We start from the raw sequence: 16313 nt of genomic DNA on the forward strand, positions 1-16313 counted from the left end.
CATCACGGGAAATCCGTCGCTCTCAGGCGCCATCGCCGAAATCCAGCCCGATCTCGGTATAGCGCTCGGCCTCGTCCAGCCAGCCGGGCCGGACCTTCACCTGCAGGAAGAGGTGGACCTTGCGGCCCGTGAACACGGTTAGCTCGGCCCGCGCGGCCTGGCTGATGGCCTTGATCGTCTCGCCACCCTTGCCCAGCACGATACCCTTGTGCCCGTCGCGCACCACATAGATGACCTGGTCGACCCGGGCCGAGCCGTCGTCGCGTTCCTCCCAGCCCTCGGTCTCGACCGTCAGCTGGTAGGGCAGTTCCTGGTGAAGGCGCAGGGTCAGCTTCTCGCGTGTGATCTCGGCGGCGATCATCCGCATGGGCAGGTCGGCGATCTGGTCCTCGGGATAGAGCCAGGGCCCTTCGGGCAGCGCGCCGCCCAGCCACGCCTTCAGATCATCGGTGCCGCTGCCGCGCTCGGCCGAGATCAGGAATGTCTGCGCGAAGTCGTAGCGCTCGTTCAGCTTCGCCGTCAGGCCCAGCAAGGTCTTGGCCTCGACCCGGTCGATCTTGTTGATGGCCAGCACGACCGGCGTCCTGATCTCGCGCTCTTCCAGGGCCGACAGGATCGTCTCGACCCCGTCGGTCAGGCCGCGATGCGCCTCGACCAGCAACACGACGATGTCGGCATCCGCCGCCCCCGACCACGCGGCGGCGACCATGGCGCGGTCGAGCCTGCGGCGCGGTTGGAACAGGCCGGGCGTGTCGACGAAGACCAGCTGCGCGTCGCCTTCCATCGCGACGCCGCGGATCCGGGCGCGCGTCGTCTGCACCTTGTGGGTCACGATGCTGACCTTGGCGCCCACCATGCGGTTCAGCAGCGTGGACTTGCCCGCGTTGGGCTCGCCCAGCAGGGCGACAAAGCCGGCGCGTGTGGTCATGTGGGTGTCTCCTATCGGGTCAAGGCGGCGGTCTATCCCATCGCGGTCGCCTTTGCCAGAACGCTTGGCCCGGCCGGCGGCGCCCCCTAGGCTGCGGCCATGGCGGGCATGCGGGTTCTTCTTCTGGGCAGCAGCGGCACCATCGGGCGCACGGTGGCGTCCGAGCTGGTGGCGCGCGGCCACGACGTGATCTGCCCGCTCCGGCCCGGTGTATCGGCGCCGCCCGGGGTCGATGCGCGGGTGGCCCGGGTGGAGGACCCCGCGTCGCTCCGCCGCGACGGATTGGCAGGCGCGCAAGTCGACGCGGTGGTGTCCTGCCTCGCCTCGCGCACCGGCGTTCCGGCCGAGGCCGAGGCCATCGACCACCGCGCCACCGTCGACGCCCTGCACGCGGCCCGTGACGCGGGGGCGCAACGGGCAGTGCTGTTGTCGGCCATCTGCGTGCAGAAGCCACACCTGTCCTTTCAGCACGCCAAGCTCCGGGCCGAAGCGGCTTGGCAGGCCGCCGGACTCGACTGGTCCATCGTGCGGCCCACCGCCTATTTCAAATCGCTGTCGGGGCAGATCGACCGGTTGCGCGCGGGCAAGCCGTTTCTGCTCTTCGGCGACGGGCGGCTGACGGCGTGCAAGCCGATCAGCGACCGGGACCTTGCGCGGTTCATGGCCGATTGCCTGTCGGACCATGACAAGCGCAACCGCATCCTCCCCATTGGCGGCCCCGGACCCGCGATTACCCCGCGCGAACAGGGTCACATGCTATTCGATGCGTTGGGCCGCACGCCCCGCTTCCGCAGCGTGTCGCCGCGGATCCTGTCGGGGGCCGCGCGGCTGCTGGACGCGGGCGCCGCCGCCCTACCCCGCCTGCGCACCAAGGCCGAGCTTGCGCGGATCGGGCACTATTACGCGACCGAGTCGATGCTGGTCTGGGACCCGGTCACCGGCCGCTATGACGCCGACGCCACGCCCGAGACCGGCAACGACACCCTGCGCGACCACTACGCCCGGCTGGCCGCCACTGGCACCAGCGACGCGCGTGGCGATCACGCTGTCTTCTGACGGCCCGAGCGCACCAGCGTGAAGATGCCGCTGCCCACGATCAGCACGGCACCGACATAGGTCGCGATGTCCGGCCGCTCGCCGAACAGCACCGCCGCCAGGATCAGCGCGAAGATCAGCCGGGCATAGCGGAACGGCGCGACCACCGACACCTCGCCCGTGCGCATCGCGCCGGTCAGCGATGTATACGCCGCAACGCCCACCGATCCCGCCGCCAGCAGGGCCAGCAGCCCGGGCAGATCCGGCAGGCGGCTTTCGCCTTCGGTCAGCGTGATGACTGCCCCCGCGATGACCACCATGGCGAAGCCCGAGACACCCAATTGCCAGCGCGACAGCCGCGGTGTCGAGGCGCGCGTGGCAAGGTCCCGCCCGGCGAAGCCGATCATGCCGCCGACGGCGAACAGCAACGCGGGGCTGAAGCCTTCGCCGAAGGGCCGCAGGATCAGCAGCACGCCCAGGAACCCGATGCCCGTGGCGACCCAGCGCGACAGCCCCACACGCTCGCCCAGCACCAATGCGGCGCCCAGCGTCACCACCAGCGGCGCGGCCTGCAGGATGGCCGAGGTCGTGGACAGCGGCGCGAAGGCCAGCGCCAATGCGTAGAATAGCCGCCCCCCGATCTCGAAGCCCGAGCGCCAGAGCATCACCGGCGACAGGTAATCCGCCGACCAGACCGGTTCGCGCGCCCGGGCCGACAAGAGCAGGAACAGGACAAGCCCCGTGGTCCCGAAGATCAGCGTGCCGATCCCCGCCGACGCGCTGCGCGTGGCGGCCTTGAACAATGCGTCCTCGATGGCGAAGCCCAGCATCGCCAGCACCATGAATGCCGCCCCGAGCAGGTTGGCGCGGGTGTCGCTCACTCCAGCCGGTCCAGAAGGGCGGCGGCCGCCTGCTGCTCGGCGCCGCGCTTCGACGGCGCCTCGGCCCGCGCGCTCTGCCCGGTCTCGAGCCGCGCCTCGATGGTGAAGACGGGCGCGTGATCGGGACCGCTGCGCCCGACCTCGACATAGCTGGGTGGCGGCAGCTTGCGCGCCTGCGCCCATTCCTGCAGCGCGGTCTTGGCGTCCCGGCTGTCGGCCTCGACCGTCTCAAGCCGCTTTGACCAATGCCGCAGGATGATCTTGCGGGCCGCCTCGAGCCCGCCGTCGCGGTAGACCGCCGCGATCACGGCCTCCATCGCGTCGCCGAGCAGCGCCTCTTTCCGCCGCCCGCCCGAAATCATCTCGGACCGGCCCAGTCGCAGCACGGCGCCCAGGTCGCAATCGCGGGCCACGGCGGCGCAGGTTTCCTTGCGCACCAAGGCGTTGAAACGCGGCGCCAGCTGCCCCTCGGGCGCGTCGGGATCCGCGGTCAGCAGCGCCTCGGCCATGACGAGGCCCAGCACCCGGTCGCCCAGGAATTCCAGCCGCTGGTTGTCGGGCCGGGTGGGCGAGCCGATCGAGCTGTGGGTGAGCGCGCGGATCAGCAGCTCGGGGTCCCGGAAGTGGTGGCCGAGCCGTTCGGCGAACGCGGTCTGCTCGGCCGACAGCTTCATATGATCTCTTCGAAGAAGCGGTCGGCGCGCCAGGTCCAGAAGAACAGCATCGACCGCCCGGCCGAGCTGAAGATCACGCGGTCGGCGCGGCCGATCAGGTTCTCGTAAGGCACGAAGCCCACGCCCATGGCCGACGGGCTAACCCGGCTGTCGGTCGAGTTGTCGCGGTTGTCGCCCATGAAGAAATAATGGCCTTCGGGGACGGTATAGACCGGCGTGGTGTCGAGGCTCGCCTCACGGATATCGAGGATGTCGTGGGTGACGCCGCCGGGCAGCGTCTCGCTATAGCGCTGCTTGACGCAGTCCGACCCCAGCGCGACGCCCGCGTTCGAGCATTGCGGCAGGTTGCCCAGCGGGCCCTGCTTTTCGTAGGTCTCGACGAATTCGCCGGCGGGCTCCTGCGGGGCGGCCTCGCCGTTGATGTACACCACGCCCTGCTGCACCTGCACCGTGTCGCCCGGCAGCCCGATCAGCCGCTTGATGAAATCGCTGCCCGTGACCGGGTGGCGGAACACCACCACGTCGCCGCGATCGGGCTCGGAGCCCAGCCAGCGGCCGTCGATGAACTTGCACATGGAGAACGGGCAGGAATGCTCGGAATAGCCGTAGGCCATCTTGTTGACGAACAGGAAGTCGCCCACCAGCAGCGTGTCCTTCATCGACCCCGACGGGATCCAGAAGGGCTGGAAGAACAGCGTGCGGAAGATCCCCGCGATCAGCAGCGCGTAGACAATGGTCTTGACCGTCTCGAGAATGCCGTCGGTCTTTTCGGCCTTGGCCATGGGGGCCCCCTTCGTCGCAAGCTGCCGCTACATGAGTGGCCTGCCGCGGGGTGTCAAGCCGAGGCCTCGCGCGCACCGTAAAGGTTCAGCACATCGTCTTCCATCACGTGACCGGCCCAGTCCAGATCTCCGTCGCAGGCGGCGGCGAAATCGGCCAGTTCCAGCCCGTGGAACTGGAAATACCCGTCTTTCACGCGCGGCCGGCCCGCGGCGAAGACCACGCGCGAGATCCCGGCGAAGCGCAGCGCGCCCAGGCACATCTCGCAAGGTTGCAACGTCGTGATCAGCGTCTTGCCCGACAGGTCCGGATGGCCCTGGTCCGCGCAGGCATGGGCGATGGCCACGATCTCGGCGTGGCGGGTGGGGTCCTGGTCCACGTGGACCTCGTTGTCACCCCAGGCCATGACCTTGTCGCCATCCATCACGGCGGCCACGATGGGCGCGCCCTGCCCGCGCTCGGTCAGGCCTTGCGCGCGGGTGATGGCGCGGGCCAGCGTCGCGGTTTCGGCCTCGGTCGGCTCGGTTTCGGCCATTGCTGTGATCCTTGTCCTGATTGCCACGACGAACGCGGGTGCCCGGGCCCGGTTCCCGCCGTCACGCGGCGGCCCCGCCCCCTCCCCCTTGTTCCGAAATGCGCCGGAGAGCGCGCGAGGCAGCGCCTCTCGCATTGGCGCCAGCCGGTCCGCTCAGGTGGTTGCCGAGGCGCCGATGGGCCGCGCCTCGATCACCACGAAGGCCTGTGCCCAGGGGTGATCGTCGGTCAGCGTCACGTGGATGATCGCCTCGTGCCCCGGCGGGGTCATGGCGGCCAGGCGATCCGCCGCCCAGCCGGTGACATGCATCACAGGCTGGCCGGTGGGCAGGTTGCTGACGGCCATGTCCTTCCACGCGATGCCCATGCGCAGCCCGGTGCCAAGGGCCTTCGAACACGCCTCTTTCGCGGCCCAGCGCTTGGCGTAGGTGCCGGGCGTGTCGGCGCGGCGTTCCGCCTTGCGCTGCTCGGTCTCGGTGAAAACGCGGTTGCGGAAGCGGTCGCCGAACCGCTCGAGCGTGCCGGCGATCCGGTCGATATTCGCCAGGTCTGTGCCCACGCCCAGGATCATCGCGGGGCAATATCCGCGGTGACGACGCCGGTCTGCTGGTTCACCCCGACCGTCAGGGTCAGCGGCCGTGGGCCCGAGCCGTCCTGTACCACGCCGGGGATGGCGACCCGAAGCCCCCGCGCGGGGTCATAGCCGACATCCGCCCGGTCCAGCGACAGGCCCGTGAAGCCCAGGCTGTCCCGGTGCGAGATCAATCGGCAGATATCGAACGGCTCCTCCGGGTCCGGAAGCAGCACCATGAGATGGGTCGAACAGCAGGCGGGCTCGCCGCCCGTGTCCAAGGTGATGAAACGCACGGCCCCATTGGCGAAGCTGCGGGTGTTGGCGTCCACGGGGAAGACGAGGTTGCGCGCATTGGCCTCGAACGTGTCGCAGTCGCGCAGGCCCTGCGCGACGCCCGGCGTGGCGGGCGAAAGCGCCAGACTCAGCGCGATGAGCGCAACCCCTGTCCTCATTCGGCCGGCGAGGCGTTGAAGGTGAACAGCTGCTCGCCCGCGACGCGGTAGCCGTCGATCAGCTCGGCCGCGGTGTCGGAGACCAGCCAGTCCTCCAGCTCGGCCGCCAGGTCGGCGCGGACGTCCGGATGCTCGTCCTGGCTCACCGGCAGGTAGGCATACTGGTTGAACAGCACCGGGTCGCCCGAGAACAGCAGCGCGAGATCGCCCTTGTTGGCGAAGTTCAGCCAGCTCGCGCGGTCCGCCAGGATATAGGCATCCATTCCGGCGGCCGTGTTCAGGGCGGCGCCCATTCCCGCGCCCACGGGACGGTACCAGTCGCCGCGCGGCGCCACGTCGGCCGCGTCCCAAAGCGCCAGTTCGGCCTTGTGGGTGCCGCTGTCGTCGCCGCGGCTGACGAAGGGTGCACCGGTGGACGCGATGGCCGCCAAGGCCTCCGCCGCCGTCCCGGTGTCGGCGATGGCCGCCGGGTCAGCCTCGGGCCCGATCAGCACGAAGTCGTTATACATGATCTCGCGGCGGTAGGGCGCGTGGCCGGCGGCGACGAACGCTTCTTCGGCCGGGCGCGAATGGACCAGGACGGCATCGACATCTCCCGCCTCGCCCAGGCGAATTGCCTGGCCGGTGCCCACGACCAGCAGTTGCACCTCGATCCCCGTATCCTCGGCGATCGCGGGCAGCAGGACATCCGCCAGGCCCGAGTTCTCGAACGACGTGGTCACCGCCATGCGCATGGTACGGTCCTGCGCGACGGCGACCCCGGCCCAAACGGCCAGAAGAATTGATAGAAAGGCTTTCATTCCAGGATATCCCCCCTGAGGAACGCGCGGGTTTCCGACCGCGTGGGTGTGTCAAAGAACTGCGGCGATGGCCCCGTTTCGACGATGCGGCCATTCATCATGAACCAGGCGTCGTCTGCCAGACGCCGTGCCTGTGCGAAATCATGGGTCGCCATGACGATCCTTGTGCCGCCGTCGCGGGCCGCGCGCAACAGGTCTTCGATCTCGCGCGTGGAACGGCCGTCGAGATTGGCCGTCGGCTCGTCCAGGAACAGCAGTTGCGGCGACCGGATCAACGCGCGGGCAGTGGCGAGCTTCTGGCGCTCGCCGCCCGACAGGCGCGCGGCGGGCTGGTCCAGCCGGTCCGACAGGCGGATGCGGGCGGACCAGTCCTCGATCAGCCGGGCGCGTTCGGCGCGGCCGACCCCGTGCAGCTTCAGCGGATAGGCCAGGTTCGCGGCGACCGAGCGGCGCAGCACCACCGGCGTCTGGAACACGAAGGCCTGCGCAGCGTGGGACTGGTCCGAGGGGCAGCCATGGCCCAGGCGGCCCGCGCTCAACCGCTCGATCCCGTGTAGCGCCTTCAGCAAGGTCGACTTGCCCGCCCCGTTCGGCCCCATTAGCACCGTGAGCCCGCGCCCCTCGACGGTCAGCGAGACGGGCCCCATGATGACCCGCCCCCGGCGGCGCACCAGGCCTTCGGTCAGGGTCAGGGGAAACAGGCTCACCATCTGCCCTCGACCTCGGTTCGGCCCAGCCAGTGGGTCAGCAGGTTCACCCCCAGCGCCAGCCCGATCAGGACGAACCCAAGGCCCAGCGCCAGGGCGAAATCTCCGCGCCCGGTCTCCAGCGCGATGGCGGTGGTCAACACGCGGGTGTGATGCTCGATATTGCCGCCCACGATCATGATCGCCCCCACCTCGCCGATGGCGCGGCCGAACCCGGCCAGCGCCGCCGTCATCAGCGACCGCCGCCCGTCGCGGATCAGGGTCGCCACGCGCTGCAGCTTGCCGGTGTTCAGCGAGATCAGCAGGTCGTGATACTCGGCCCAGAGATCGCGCATGGCCTGGTGGGTGATCGACGCGATCAGGGGCGTGATGATGATGACCTGCGCGATCACCATGGCCGTTGGGGTGAATAGCAGGTTCAGCACCCCGAAGGGCCCGGCGCGCGACAGCAGGATATAGACCACGAGGCCGACCACCACCGGCGGCAGCCCCATCAGCGCGTTCAGCACCGCGATGACGCCACGGCGGAACCGGAACCGCTGGATCGCCAGGAACGTGCCCAGCGGCAGCGCGATCAGGCAGGCGATGGCCAGCGCGCTGAGCGTGACCTGCAACGACCTGAGCGAGATTTCGACCAGGTTCGCGTCGGCGGTAAGGATCAGCCGGATCGCCGACGCGATCCCGGCCCAGATGTCGTTCATGCGCCCGCCTGCTCAAGCTTCGGCGCGAGATATTCAGCCCGCCGGGCCGACGTCAACCCGACATGCTGCGCCGCCCCGCACGGCACGGCGCAACGCGCCCCATTTCCGTCCGCCGCGTCGGGACCGGCGATCAGCCCCGGGCGGCGTTCAGGCCCTTGCGGGTCTCGGGCGTGGCCAGCTGGTCGTGCAGGTCTTCGAACTGGCGATAGGCCGTGCGCCGGTCGCCCGCGTTCAGGTGCGCATAGGCCCGCATGATCGCGAGATCGCGGCGGATGCCACCGGTCAGCCGTTCGAGCGCGTCGAGATACGTGATCGAGCCACGGAAATCGTCCTGCTGGAAGGCCCGCACGCCGCGCTGGTCCAGGATGACCGCCTCGACCTGCAACCGCTGCTCGTCCGTCAGGTCGGTGGTCGCCGCGAGCCGGGCGGCATCCTCGGTCATCTGGTTGGCGAGGAAGGCCAGGATCATGCCGAACCGTGCATCCCGCCGGACGACGGCGTCGAGCCCCGAGGTCGAGGCGGTGCGGAAGGCCGCCAGCGCCTCGAGCGATCGGTTCTGGTTATAGGCGCACCAGCCGCGCTCGTAGAGCACGTCGACCGAGCGCGGCGCCGTCGAGCGGTCGAGACACTGCGCCCAGGCCCCGGCCCGCGCCGCGTCACGCACCGAAGCCACCCGGGCGTCGCCCGTGTCGGGCAGCGCGCCCCTTGGCCGGGTGGCGCCCGCCTCCGGCGCGACCGGCACCGTCCGAGCGGGCGGGGTCGAGGGCGCCGCCACGGCGCGACTGGCGGGCCGGGCCGTGGCCGTCCGGGCCGGCGCGGGCGCGGTGGCGTCGCCGGCCCCCATCAGCTGCCTCTCGGCCGTGTCGATCGAGGCCCGCGCGGCGGGACGGCGGGCGCGGGCGAATTCGGCCAGCGTGCGCGTGTCGGCCGGGGTGCCGATGGAATGGGCCTTCTGCAACGTGGCGACCAGCACGCCGGTATCGGTGCAGCTGCCCAGGACCCCGCGATAGGTGGCCAGCGCCAAGTCCGTGTCGCCGGTCTTGTGCTGCATCGTCGCCAGTTGCCACGCGTTGTTCACCCGGTCGCAGCGCAGGATGGACGGATTCGCCCGGACCGCCGCGATGGCGGCGGGGGCGTCGCCGGCGGCGATGGCACCGTCGAACGCGGCCTGCGTTTCGGCCAGCGACAACAGCTCCTCCATCTCGGCCGGCGGCTGCCAGTCGGGATGGACCGCCTTCAGGTGGTCGAGACGCCCGCGGGCCGCTTCGAGATTGCCGATCTCGATCAGCCGCCAGACGCGATTGGCCTCGTCGCCAGGGCCGTCGGCCGCCGACGCGCCACTGCCGATCCGGGTCAGGTCGTTGGGCGGCGTCCAATCGGGATAACGCGCCTTCAGCCGGGCGAGCTCGGCGCTGGCGGACCTGCGGTCGCCGGTCTCGACGTAGTATTTCAGGGCGCGCAGCTCGGCGGCGGGAAGATCGCGAGCCTCGGCCACGGGCGACACGGTGGCAAGGGCGAGGGCCAGCAGGGCGGCACGGTGCGGGATCAGATGGGGAAGCATTCGGGAAGCACGTCCATTTGGGCGAGATAGGCGAAAAGGTGCAGCGTGGCGGGGTAATAGGGCTGCGCGGCGTCGAAGGGCGGCATGGCCGAGCCCATGTTGCGATCGACCGCGCAGGCGGTCAGCGCGGCGATGGCGCGGTAGCCCGGATCGGCCGAGGTCTCGAGCACGGCACCGGTCTTCCCGTCGACGACCGTCGCCGTCAGCCCGTCGGGCACCGCGCGGGCCGAACCCGGCGCATAGGCACGCGCCACGGCCGGGTGATCCGGTCGGGCCGACCAGATCATCCAGAGCGGCACGCGCAGCGATTCGTAGCCCGCGTTGGACGAGAATTGCAGCGCGTTGCCCAAGCCCTCGGCGGTCACCTCGACCCAGTCGGGCACGGGACCGAGCCGCGCCAGGTCGGCGAGCAACTCGTTTCCGTCCCGCGCCGCCGCCACCAGCCGGGCGTCGCGGAACCGCGCGCCCAGCTCCTGCATGGCGCGCAGCATGTAATAGGACGGGTTGATCACGTGGCCGCCGTCGATGGCGAAGCCCTCGGCCCCCGGCACAAGCAACAGTCGCCCCTCCTGTCCCGGCCAGGGCGCGATGCAGCGGGCCGACAGGGCGGCGACGCTCGCCCCGGCACGGCTGGCCAGCGCGGGCCGGTCGAACCGGTCGGCCCCGCGCATGAGCGCCCAGGCAAAGAACAGGTCCGCATCCGACGCGTTGTTGCGGTCGGGCACGGGCGTGGCCGCGTCCGGCAGCCAGCGCCAGCAGAGCAGCGCGTCGTCGCGCAGGGCCAGGTGCGCCAGCGTCCAGTCCAGCATGGCGTCGAACGCCGTCTCGTCGCCCAGAGCGCTGGCCAGCACCATGCCATAGCCCTGCCCCTCGGAATGGCTTGCACCGCCCTGAAGGCCGTCGACCACCCGGCCCGATGCCTCCAGATGCGCCGCTTTCCACGCCGCCCAGGCGCGGGCCAGCGGGTGGTCGCCCGCCCCGGACGCCGCCAGGGCAAGGCCGTTACGGGCCAGCGGCAACGCCGCCAGGCCAGCCAGCAGATCGCGCCGCAGCATCAATCCGGCCTCCGCGTCAGGACGACCAGCCGCAGGGCGAGGGCCGCGAAGACAAGCGCCACGCCGAACAGCGCCGCGGTGAAATAGAGCGGGCGCCACGACGCGTAATTCCCGGCCACCTGCCGGAAGTTGGCGAGGGTCAGACGCTCGCGCAGCTCGGGCATGCGGCGGCTGTCGGCCCAGCTGCGCCAGGTGTCGTCATGGCCCAGCACCGCCATCTGGCCGTTCGGTCCCGCGATGCTGCGCCGGCCCGCCGCCAGTCGCGCGGCCACGTGGGCGAAATCCGTCCGGGGGCCCAGCACCAGCCACAGGCGGTCGGGCCGGGTCACGTCCAGTTGCAACAGGATCGCCTGCCCACGCTGCGCGTCGAGCCAGGCATCGGCGTCGGCATCGGCGTCCGGCAGCAGCCGCGCCTGGACGGCGGCGATGTTCGCCGCGACCGTGCCCACCGCTTGCCCGAACAGGCCGGCCAGGCGGGCCGTGCGAGGCGGCTCGGAACCGGTGGCGGGACCGATGAAGGGGCTGTCGTCGGGCACCTCGCCGATCCGGGCGTCATACGCCGGCAGCGGCAATTCGACGATGGGCGACTTGGTCAGGACGTCGCGCAGGGCCAGCGGCGAGAAGGTATAATCCCCCATGGGAAGACGTGGCAGGGCGTCGGCGCTCAGCACGGTAAGGTGCGCCGCACCCTCGGACGGCATCCCGAGGGCGGTGACGAGCGACAGCCGGTCGGCCATCGACAGATCTTCGGCACCCGAAGAGGACAGGTCGAAATTCCCCGCCCTCAGCGCCGCGGTGGCCCCGCGCAGGTCCGGCACGCGCATCCGCGGCGAGGCGGGAACGGTCAGCGTCGTGCTGCCCCGGATCTCGAGCTTGGGAAAGGCGTTCTCGGGGCAGGCGAAATCCGACGGTGCGCCGGGGATCAGCGCCTCGAACTGCAGGAGGTTCGGCCCTTCGCGCAGCAGGTTGGCGCCGAATTTGACCGGGAACTGTTCGATCAACACGCCGCCTTCGTCCACCAGCGGCAGCAGGCGGACCGTCTCACCGTTGACCTTGATCAGCAGCTTGGCCTCATTCGGCAGCTTGCGCGCGTAGGCGTAGTCGAGGTGCAGCACCGCTTTTTGCGCGGTCAGGATCAACCAGTCGCGCGGCAGGGTGAAGACCTGGCTGCGATGGAAGTAATGCGACGAGGTTCGGATGGTCTGCATGCCCAGATCCGACAGGCGCACCGGCCCGCCGGGCCGCATGAGGGTCCCGGCGCCCACCGCAAGGCCACTGGTCGGCGACAGACCGGGCGCGTCTTCCCGGACATGGGCCATCAGCTCATCGAACGCCACGCCCAAGGCGGCGTCCACGTGCTGGTTCGACGATTGCGGGTCGAGCCGCAGGACCAGCACCTCGGCCCCGTCGCCGGCGCGACGGAACTCCATGTCCGGGCGGCCGTCATCGATGGCCAGCGCACCACGGTGGATCAGGGTGATGCGGGCGTGCGAGGGTGCTTCAGGTGCCGGCTCGACCGCATCCGTTGTGTCCTCGGCGCCATCGGGCGTGTCTCCTTCCGCAGGCGCCGCGACCACCGGCCAGCCGCCGCTTTCGGCGTAGCGCAAGGTGTGACCGCCCATCATCCGGCTGAGCCGGTAAGCCGCGATGTCCAGCGTGGCCGCGACCCCCTCGGCGATGCCACCGGGATCGCGCAGCTCGATCGCGCGTCCCGCCGCCGCGTCGCGCGCCACGGCGGCCACGAAGTCCGCGGGCCCCGAGATCGTCGGCCGTTCGTCGATGAGCGCGCCCGACGTCGCCAGGTCGAGATCGGTCCAAAGGTCGAACGCCGCCTCGGGCCCGCAATAGATGCGGTGCACCTGCGACAGCGCGATGCGGACGCGGTTCGCGCCGGGCAGCCAGACGTTCGACGGAACGGCCAGGCTGTCCGGCGCGTCGCCGGACGACTTGCCCAAGGGGAACGTGCCCACCGACACGTCGTTCACGAAGACTTCCATCGATGACCTGTCGGGCAGGACATCCACACCGCTTTCGTGGTCCAGCACCAGCTGTCCCCGGGGGGTGCCCTGGGGCAGGAACAACGTGAACTCGGCCTCGGGAAATTCACCCTGCAGCCGCAGGCGGGTCTGACCGGGCAGGATCGGCATGGGCGACAGCAGCGGCGACAGGATCGGTTCGCGGGCCTCGACCGCGACGGGGACCGGCCCGGTGGCGGGCCGGTGGAATTGCATGCGCGCCGCGGCGGCGGAAGGCAGGTCCATCTCGCCCGCGACCACGTCTATATTGCCGGTGGCCGGCGCGGTCTCGTCGACCGCCGTCAGGTCGGGGATGCGGATCATGCCGCCCTCTTCGGCCGGGGCAATGCCGGGCGCCGCGGCCAGCGTGCAGGCCGCCAGGGCCGCGAAGATGATCGTGTGCGAGCGAAGGATCATTGGCCGCGCTCCATCCCTTGGGCGCCGGATCCGTTGGCGCGCAACCCGGCAAAGGCGGCGGCAGGCTCGGCCACCAGGTCGTCATCGGTCTCGGGCGCGAAGGGCACGGTCTGACCGGTGGCCGCGAAATCCTCGTACCCGGCGAAAGCCACGATATGGGCCGGCGGCTCGAGCGCGATGGTCGAGTGCAGTGCCCGCTGCGCGGCGCGGCGGCGGCGCCCCGGCTCGGCCGCCAGCGCGGCAAAGGCCGACACGGTGCCGCGCAGCGACAGCCGCGGGATATACAGGATACCGCCCAGCAAGCCCTTCTCGTGGAAGTAATGATCGCGCATGGCGGCCCAGCGGCTTGATTTGCCATAGATCATCTGCGCCACCGTCTCGGCCACGATGGTCGGCTGGTTCTCGTCGTAGGCGATGCCCATGGCGATCTTGCCGCGCTCGCGGCGGGACCAGCGGACATGGCCCGAGATCGGGTGCGCCAGCGACGGCGCCTCGACCAGCGCGGGCAGGACGCGCAGCGGTGCCCCCTCGGCCACCTGGCCGGGCGCTATGTCGGGGCCACCGGCGATCTCCAGCGACAGGCCCGACAGGGAGCCATCGATGACCGTCGCGGCCATCTTGCGGTTCGGATGCCCCGCCAAAGCGACGATGGCAGGCTCGTCGAGCTTGACGCGCGGGGCGCCCCGGCGCTGTTGCGTCTCGCGCACGCAGGCCAGCGCGGCGCCCACCAGCACCAGGTTGAACACCGCCCAGCCGCCCACGACCTGCAGCACCTCGCGGTCGCCGGGATAGAGCGAATACCGCACGCCCGCCGCGACGACGCCCAGCGCCAGCAGGCCGAACAGCCAGAACAGCGGCGCGGCGATCGGGCTGATCGCGGTTTCGTCCAGGGTTTCGTCCTTGGCGGTGACGTTGAACCGGGCCGCGCGCGGCTTCGCGAAGGTGCGCAGGACCGCGCGGCTGAGATAGGGCGCCTGCGCCGTCTCGTAGAGCTCGGACATCAAGGGCCACCGCGTCCGGTTGAACAGCGCGTTCTGCACGATGAAGGACGTGGCCACATAGGTCGCCATGTAGGCCACGACCTCGGCCCGGGTGGCGACGAAGATCTCGAGCCCGAAGAACAGGTACGCCAGCGGCGCCAGCAGGAACACCATCCGCACCAGAGGGAAGAACCAGAAGCTCATGGAGTTCACGTAGCACAGGCGCTGGGTCACGCTCAGGCCGCGGCGCATCAGCGGATTCTTCAGCAGCAGCATCTGCATCATGCCCGTGGCCCAGCGCCCGCGCTGCTGGATGAAGCTGACGAAGCTTTCGGGCTGAAGCCCGGCGATCATGGCGCGGTTGACGTAGATCGACCGCCAGCCCGAGGCGTGGATGTCCAGCGCCGTCTCGGCGTCCTCGGTGATGGTTTCGCCCGAGAAACCGCCGACGCTGTCCAGCGCGTCGCGCCGGATCAGCGCGGCCGAGCCGCAGAAGAACGCGCCGTCCCAGCGATCCAGCCCCCGGTGGATATGACCGTAGAACATCTCGTTCTCGGGGGGGCAGTGGCTGACCGTGCCCACGTTGCGCATGATCGGATCGGGGTTGAGGAAGAAATGCGGGGTCTGCACGAGGAACAGGTCGTCGTGCTTCAGGAAATACCCCGCGGTCCGCGCCAGGAAATCGCGGCTGGGCACGTGGTCGGCATCGAACACGGCGACAAGGTCCCCGTCGAGCAGGGCCAGCGCTGCCGACATGTTCCCGGCCTTCGCATGTTCGTTGCGGGCCCGGGTGGAATATAGCACCCCGAGATCGGCACAAAGCGCCTGGAGCTCGGCCCGCCGCGCGGCCGCCGCCCGCGCCGTCGCGGGATCCTCGCTGTTGACCCGCTGGTCCGTGCCGCCATCGTCGCACAGCACCACGCGCAGCTTCTCGGCCGGGTAGTGCATGTTCCGGCACGCGGCCAGCGTCACCTTCAGCATCGCGGCCGGCTCGTTATAGCTGGGCACCAGCACGTCAACGGTGGGCAGCTCATCCACCCGCACGGTCGGCGGCACCGGTCGTGTCAGCGGATCGGCGGTCATGAAGGTCGTGAGGAAGAACACCAGGATCGCGTAGGTCTCGGTGATCAGCAGCAGCATGGCGCAGGTGAAGGACAACGGCGCGTCGAGCCCCGGCAGCGTTTCGGTCACCCGCCAGATCCAGTAGCGCAGGACCAGCGCCCCGGCGATCGCCAGAAGCGCGAAGCGGGGCGCGGCCCGGTCGGCCATCGGGCGCAACAACACGACGCACAGCACGCCCGTCACCCCCAGAAGAGCCTGGGCCCAGGTCGAGATCGGGATCGACGCCAGGATCACGCCGATGGCACCCACCAGGACCCAAAGGCTGACCGACGCCGCTTCGGCGATCGGAAGCTGCCGGTTGGATTTGAAGAACGCCATGGCTCAGCCCCCGGTCGGCGCCGCGAAGGGCGAGCGGTTGCGCAGGGTCGGTGCTGCGCCGGTGGCCCCCGCCCCCGCCGCCGGTGTGGCCGAAAGGGTTTCGGCCCGGATCGGCGCGAGCGCGGCACGCGCGTCGCCCCGTACGCAGTTGCGCATCATCACGTCGACCGCCGCCGCGCGGCCGGGCAGCGGGCGCGCCGCCCGGTCCAGGCTGCGGACGGCGGCGACGCAGGTGACGCCGGGGCCCATGGCCTGTTCGGTCCAGAAGAAAGCGCCCAGCGCATCCGACCCGGTGCGCATGTTGCGGTTGCTCAGGCTCCGGAACGGATAGGGCGCACCGCCCGACAGCTCCACGAAGCGCTCCAGGTCGAACCGCGCGCCGCGCAGCGCGCCCCCGCCGCGGGTGCGCAACAGCACGAAATTGTCGCCCGACAGCGACGTGTCGTTGGGCAGCGCGATGCGCTGTTCGCGCACACCCTGAAGGTCCCGCTCGAGCGTCAGAAGCCCTTGCGGCACGTGCAGCCACGCGCGCTGCGTATCGACCATGCGATACTGCGTCGTTTCCATGCGCTGCTGTATCGTCCGGTTCGACGACAACGCGGTCGGCATGCAGCCCGACAGCGCAAGCGCGCCCGCCAGCGCGAGACATGCCAATGATATACGGATACCGTTCATCCAGCCCGACCCTCTTCCCACGGCGCCCTGGGGCACCTTCAGCGCAGGCCGATGGTCGCCGCGAACGTGTCGCGGTTGATCGCTGCTCTGAACCTCAACAGTGC

16 protein-coding genes are annotated in these 16313 nt (G+C 70.3%); 1 reads left to right on the plus strand and 15 read right to left on the minus strand.

Annotated features, from left to right (window positions below):
• Window positions 1-22: 22 nt before the first annotated feature.
• Window positions 23-928 carry a GTPase Era gene (gene era, locus BMX96_RS04350; RefSeq protein WP_091844424.1) on the minus strand — a complete coding sequence of 302 codons (906 nt, stop codon included), beginning with the start codon at window positions 926-928 and terminating at the stop codon, window positions 23-25.
• 99 nt (window positions 929-1027) lie between these two features.
• On the opposite strand from era, the gene BMX96_RS04355 reads away from it, so the two are divergent.
• Window positions 1028-1984 carry an NAD(P)H-binding protein gene (locus BMX96_RS04355; protein WP_091844425.1) on the plus strand — a complete coding sequence of 319 codons (957 nt, stop codon included), beginning with the start codon at window positions 1028-1030 and terminating at the stop codon, window positions 1982-1984.
• On the opposite strand, the gene BMX96_RS04360 is transcribed toward BMX96_RS04355, so the two are convergent.
• The 14 genes from BMX96_RS04360 to BMX96_RS04425 form a co-directional block, all read right to left on the minus strand.
• Window positions 1969-2844 (minus strand): DMT family transporter, encoded by an 876-nt coding sequence (locus BMX96_RS04360; RefSeq protein ID WP_236736955.1) that lies wholly within the window; start codon window positions 2842-2844, stop codon window positions 1969-1971. The two genes, BMX96_RS04355 and BMX96_RS04360, sit on opposite strands and share 16 nt — an antisense overlap.
• On the minus strand, window positions 2841-3518 hold the full coding sequence (gene rnc, locus BMX96_RS04365) for a ribonuclease III (RefSeq protein WP_091844426.1): 678 nt from the start codon (window positions 3516-3518) through the stop codon (window positions 2841-2843). The genes BMX96_RS04360 and rnc overlap by 4 nt, the downstream gene beginning before the upstream one ends.
• Window positions 3515-4300: a signal peptidase I gene (gene lepB, locus BMX96_RS04370; protein ID WP_091844427.1), complete on the minus strand. Its 786-nt coding sequence runs from the start codon at window positions 4298-4300 to the stop codon at window positions 3515-3517. The genes rnc and lepB overlap by 4 nt, the downstream gene beginning before the upstream one ends.
• Before the next feature lie 53 nt (window positions 4301-4353).
• Complete coding sequence (locus BMX96_RS04375; RefSeq protein ID WP_175481654.1) at window positions 4354-4833, minus strand: nucleoside deaminase; 480 nt, start codon at window positions 4831-4833, stop codon at window positions 4354-4356.
• A 153-nt stretch (window positions 4834-4986) separates the two neighbouring features.
• A complete protein-coding gene (gene acpS, locus BMX96_RS04380; RefSeq protein ID WP_073129280.1) occupies window positions 4987-5403 on the minus strand; it encodes a holo-ACP synthase in 417 nt (138 codons plus the stop codon).
• Window positions 5400-5858, minus strand: coding sequence for a hypothetical protein (locus tag BMX96_RS04385; protein WP_091844429.1), 459 nt, complete (start codon window positions 5856-5858; stop codon window positions 5400-5402). Before BMX96_RS04385 ends, acpS begins: the two co-directional genes overlap by 4 nt.
• Window positions 5855-6658 carry an ABC transporter substrate-binding protein gene (locus BMX96_RS04390; RefSeq protein ID WP_091844430.1) on the minus strand — a complete coding sequence of 268 codons (804 nt, stop codon included), beginning with the start codon at window positions 6656-6658 and terminating at the stop codon, window positions 5855-5857. The genes BMX96_RS04385 and BMX96_RS04390 overlap by 4 nt, the downstream gene beginning before the upstream one ends.
• Window positions 6655-7368 (minus strand): ATP-binding cassette domain-containing protein, encoded by a 714-nt coding sequence (locus BMX96_RS04395; RefSeq protein ID WP_091844431.1) that lies wholly within the window; start codon window positions 7366-7368, stop codon window positions 6655-6657. Before BMX96_RS04395 ends, BMX96_RS04390 begins: the two co-directional genes overlap by 4 nt.
• Entirely contained in the window at window positions 7362-8066 is a 705-nt protein-coding gene (locus tag BMX96_RS04400) for an ABC transporter permease (RefSeq protein ID WP_091844432.1), read from the minus strand. The genes BMX96_RS04395 and BMX96_RS04400 overlap by 7 nt, the downstream gene beginning before the upstream one ends.
• 130 nt (window positions 8067-8196) lie before the next feature.
• A complete protein-coding gene (locus BMX96_RS04405; RefSeq protein WP_091844433.1) occupies window positions 8197-9627 on the minus strand; it encodes a hypothetical protein in 1431 nt (476 codons plus the stop codon).
• On the minus strand, window positions 9612-10682 hold the full coding sequence (locus BMX96_RS04410; RefSeq protein ID WP_091844434.1) for a family 8 glycosyl hydrolase: 1071 nt from the start codon (window positions 10680-10682) through the stop codon (window positions 9612-9614). The genes BMX96_RS04405 and BMX96_RS04410 overlap by 16 nt, the downstream gene beginning before the upstream one ends.
• On the minus strand, window positions 10682-13114 hold the full coding sequence (locus BMX96_RS04415) for a cellulose biosynthesis cyclic di-GMP-binding regulatory protein BcsB (protein ID WP_091844435.1): 2433 nt from the start codon (window positions 13112-13114) through the stop codon (window positions 10682-10684). Before BMX96_RS04415 ends, BMX96_RS04410 begins: the two co-directional genes overlap by 1 nt.
• Complete coding sequence (bcsA, locus tag BMX96_RS04420) at window positions 13111-15534, minus strand: UDP-forming cellulose synthase catalytic subunit (protein WP_091844436.1); 2424 nt, start codon at window positions 15532-15534, stop codon at window positions 13111-13113. Before bcsA ends, BMX96_RS04415 begins: the two co-directional genes overlap by 4 nt.
• Before the next feature lie 3 nt (window positions 15535-15537).
• Window positions 15538-16209, minus strand: coding sequence for a hypothetical protein (locus BMX96_RS04425; RefSeq protein WP_139209969.1), 672 nt, complete (start codon window positions 16207-16209; stop codon window positions 15538-15540).
• Window positions 16210-16313 lie beyond the last annotated feature (104 nt).

This window comes from Palleronia pelagia (genome assembly GCF_900110115.1).
Taxonomy (GTDB): domain Bacteria; phylum Pseudomonadota; class Alphaproteobacteria; order Rhodobacterales; family Rhodobacteraceae; genus Palleronia; species Palleronia pelagia.

Bases quoted from the DNA above. Each gene is read 5' to 3' on its own strand.
- era (WP_091844424.1), bottom strand. From the start codon at position 928: ATGACCACACGCGCCGGCTTTGTCGCCCTGCTGGGCGAGCCCAACGCG.
- BMX96_RS04355 (WP_091844425.1), top strand. From the start codon at position 1,028: ATGGCGGGCATGCGGGTTCTTCTTCTGGGCAGCAGCGGCACCATCGGG.
- rnc (WP_091844426.1), bottom strand. From the start codon at position 3,518: ATGAAGCTGTCGGCCGAGCAGACCGCGTTCGCCGAACGGCTCGGCCAC.
- lepB (WP_091844427.1), bottom strand. From the start codon at position 4,300: ATGGCCAAGGCCGAAAAGACCGACGGCATTCTCGAGACGGTCAAGACC.
- BMX96_RS04375 (WP_175481654.1), bottom strand. From the start codon at position 4,833: ATGGCCGAAACCGAGCCGACCGAGGCCGAAACCGCGACGCTGGCCCGC.
- acpS (WP_073129280.1), bottom strand. From the start codon at position 5,403: ATGATCCTGGGCGTGGGCACAGACCTGGCGAATATCGACCGGATCGCC.
- BMX96_RS04385 (WP_091844429.1), bottom strand. From the start codon at position 5,858: ATGAGGACAGGGGTTGCGCTCATCGCGCTGAGTCTGGCGCTTTCGCCC.
- BMX96_RS04390 (WP_091844430.1), bottom strand. From the start codon at position 6,658: ATGAAAGCCTTTCTATCAATTCTTCTGGCCGTTTGGGCCGGGGTCGCC.
- BMX96_RS04395 (WP_091844431.1), bottom strand. From the start codon at position 7,368: ATGGTGAGCCTGTTTCCCCTGACCCTGACCGAAGGCCTGGTGCGCCGC.
- BMX96_RS04400 (WP_091844432.1), bottom strand. From the start codon at position 8,066: ATGAACGACATCTGGGCCGGGATCGCGTCGGCGATCCGGCTGATCCTT.
- BMX96_RS04405 (WP_091844433.1), bottom strand. From the start codon at position 9,627: ATGCTTCCCCATCTGATCCCGCACCGTGCCGCCCTGCTGGCCCTCGCC.
- BMX96_RS04410 (WP_091844434.1), bottom strand. From the start codon at position 10,682: ATGCTGCGGCGCGATCTGCTGGCTGGCCTGGCGGCGTTGCCGCTGGCC.
- BMX96_RS04415 (WP_091844435.1), bottom strand. From the start codon at position 13,114: ATGATCCTTCGCTCGCACACGATCATCTTCGCGGCCCTGGCGGCCTGC.
- bcsA (WP_091844436.1), bottom strand. From the start codon at position 15,534: ATGGCGTTCTTCAAATCCAACCGGCAGCTTCCGATCGCCGAAGCGGCG.
- BMX96_RS04425 (WP_139209969.1), bottom strand. From the start codon at position 16,209: ATGAACGGTATCCGTATATCATTGGCATGTCTCGCGCTGGCGGGCGCG.